1 tRNA gene and 2 rRNA genes are annotated in these 3,404 nt (G+C 50.9%); all 3 read right to left on the bottom strand.

The features are described from left to right. Nucleotides 1–49: ribosomal RNA gene (rrf, locus tag ACW9I6_RS31550) — 5S ribosomal RNA — on the bottom strand; the annotation flags it as partial. Between the two features lie 153 nt (nt 50–202). Next, a 23S ribosomal RNA gene (locus ACW9I6_RS31545) occupies nt 203–3,096 on the bottom strand. A gap of 232 nt (nt 3,097–3,328) precedes the next feature. Next, a tRNA-Ala gene (locus ACW9I6_RS31540) sits at nt 3,329–3,404 on the bottom strand.

The raw sequence follows: 3,404 nt of genomic DNA, 5'->3' as shown, positions 1-3,404 counted from the left end.
CTGAGTTCGGGATGGGATCAGGTGGTTCCAATGCTCTATGGTCGTCAAGAAATTCGGGTACTGAGTCGTGGCCAGTTGGCCTCGCTTCAGCAAATTGGGTATGTGATAGCTTTCGGTGTTTTGCAAGATCTCGAACTTTCGGTTCGTTTCGTCTTCACACACCGCAATCTGGTCTCTTCGACGCAAATTGCTTGGGTGTTATATGGTCAAGCCTCACGGGCAATTAGTATTGGTTAGCTCAACGCCTCACAGCGCTTACACACCCAACCTATCAACGTCGTAGTCTTCGACGGCCCTTCAGGGAACTCAAGGTTCCAGTGAGATCTCATCTTGAGGCTAGTTTCCCGCTTAGATGCTTTCAGCGGTTATCTATTCCGAACATAGCTACCCGGCAATGCCACTGGCGTGACAACCGGAACACCAGAGGTTCGTCCACTCCGGTCCTCTCGTACTAGGAGCAGCCCCTCTCAAATCTCAAACGTCCACGGCAGATAGGGACCGAACTGTCTCACGACGTTCTAAACCCAGCTCGCGTACCACTTTAAATGGCGAACAGCCATACCCTTGGGACCGGCTTCAGCCCCAGGATGTGATGAGCCGACATCGAGGTGCCAAACACCGCCGTCGATATGAACTCTTGGGCGGTATCAGCCTGTTATCCCCGGAGTACCTTTTATCCGTTGAGCGATGGCCCTTCCATACAGAACCACCGGATCACTAAGACCTACTTTCGTACCTGCTCGACGTGTCTGTCTCGCAGTCAAGCGCGCTTTTGCCTTTATACTCTACGACCGATTTCCGACCGGTCTGAGCGCACCTTCGTACTCCTCCGTTACTCTTTAGGAGGAGACCGCCCCAGTCAAACTACCCACCATACACTGTCCTCGATCCGGATAACGGACCTGAGTTAGAACCTCAAAGTTGCCAGGGTGGTATTTCAAGGTTGGCTCCACGCGAACTGGCGTCCACGCTTCAAAGCCTCCCACCTATCCTACACAAGCAAATTCAAAGTCCAGTGCAAAGCTATAGTAAAGGTTCACGGGGTCTTTCCGTCTAGCCGCGGATACACTGCATCTTCACAGCGATTTCAATTTCACTGAGTCTCGGGTGGAGACAGCGCCGCCATCGTTACGCCATTCGTGCAGGTCGGAACTTACCCGACAAGGAATTTCGCTACCTTAGGACCGTTATAGTTACGGCCGCCGTTTACCGGGGCTTCGATCAAGAGCTTCGCGTTAGCTAACCCCATCAATTAACCTTCCGGCACCGGGCAGGCGTCACACCCTATACGTCCACTTTCGTGTTTGCAGAGTGCTGTGTTTTTAATAAACAGTCGCAGCGGCCTGGTATCTTCGACCGGCATGAGCTTACGGAGCAAGTCCTTCACCCTCACCGGCGCACCTTCTCCCGAAGTTACGGTGCCATTTTGCCTAGTTCCTTCACCCGAGTTCTCTCAAGCGCCTTGGTATTCTCTACCCAACCACCTGTGTCGGTTTGGGGTACGGTTCCTGGTTACCTGAAGCTTAGAAGCTTTTCTTGGAAGCATGGCATCAACCACTTCGTCATCTAAAAGATAACTCGTCATCAGCTCTCGGCCTTAGAATCCCGGATTTACCTAAGATTCCAGCCTACCACCTTAAACTTGGACAACCAACGCCAAGCTGGCCTAGCCTTCTCCGTCCCTCCATCGCAATAACCAGAAGTACAGGAATATTAACCTGTTTTCCATCGACTACGCTTTTCAGCCTCGCCTTAGGGACCGACTAACCCTGCGTCGATTAACGTTGCGCAGGAAACCTTGGTCTTTCGGCGTGGGTGTTTTTCACACCCATTATCGTTACTCATGTCAGCATTCGCACTTCTGATACCTCCAGCAAGCTTCTCAACTCACCTTCACAGGCTTACAGAACGCTCCTCTACCGCATCACCCGAAGGTGATACCCGTAGCTTCGGTGTATGGTTTGAGCCCCGTTACATCTTCCGCGCAGGCCGACTCGACTAGTGAGCTATTACGCTTTCTTTAAAGGGTGGCTGCTTCTAAGCCAACCTCCTAGCTGTCTAAGCCTTCCCACATCGTTTCCCACTTAACCATAACTTTGGGACCTTAGCTGACGGTCTGGGTTGTTTCCCTTTTCACGACGGACGTTAGCACCCGCCGTGTGTCTCCCATGCTCGGCACTTGTAGGTATTCGGAGTTTGCATCGGTTTGGTAAGTCGGGATGACCCCCTAGCCGAAACAGTGCTCTACCCCCTACAGTGATACATGAGGCGCTACCTAAATAGCTTTCGAGGAGAACCAGCTATCTCCGAGCTTGATTAGCCTTTCACTCCGATCCACAGGTCATCCGCTAACTTTTCAACGGTAGTCGGTTCGGTCCTCCAGTTAGTGTTACCCAACCTTCAACCTGCCCATGGATAGATCGCCCGGTTTCGGGTCTATTCCCAGCGACTAGACGCCCTATTAAGACTCGCTTTCGCTACGCCTCCCCTATTCGGTTAAGCTCGCCACTGAAAATAAGTCGCTGACCCATTATACAAAAGGTACGCAGTCACAGAACAAAGTCTGCTCCCACTGCTTGTACGCATACGGTTTCAGGATCTATTTCACTCCCCTCTCCGGGGTTCTTTTCGCCTTTCCCTCACGGTACTAGTTCACTATCGGTCAGTCAGTAGTATTTAGCCTTGGAGGATGGTCCCCCCATATTCAGACAAAGTTTCTCGTGCTCCGTCCTACTCGATTTCATGACTAAGAGATTTTCGCGTACAGGGCTATCACCCACTATGGCCGCACTTTCCAGAGCGTTCCGCTAATCTCAAAGCCACTTAAGGGCTAGTCCCCGTTCGCTCGCCACTACTAAGGGAATCTCGGTTGATTTCTTTTCCTCAGGGTACTTAGATGTTTCAGTTCCCCTGGTTCGCTCCATACACCTATGTATTCAGTGTAAGGTAACCATCTTATGATGGCTGGGTTCCCCCATTCAGACATCTCCGGATCAAAGTCTGTTTGCCGACTCCCCGAAGCTTTTCGCAGGCTACCACGTCTTTCATCGCCTCTGACTGCCAAGGCATCCACCGTATGCGCTTCTTCACTTGACCATATAACCCCAAGCAATCTGGTTATACTGTGAAGACGACATTCGCCGAAAATTCGCAATTACTTACAAATTTTACCTTAGCCTGATCCGTTACCAGTGAAAGTAACGTTCAGTCTATCTTTCTATCACATACCCAAATTTTTAAAGAACGATCTAATCAAAGACTAGAAATCAACATTCACCATCATATCGATGGAATGCTCATTTCTAAGCTTTCAAGACAGAAGCAGTAGTGGTGGAGCCAAACGGGATCGAACCGTTGACCTCCTGCGTGCAAGGCAGGCGCTCTCCCAGCTGAGCTATGGCCCC

Source organism: Pseudomonas sp. SDO5522_S412 (genome assembly GCF_054071215.1).
This window is presented reverse-complemented; position numbering and strand designations above follow the sequence as displayed.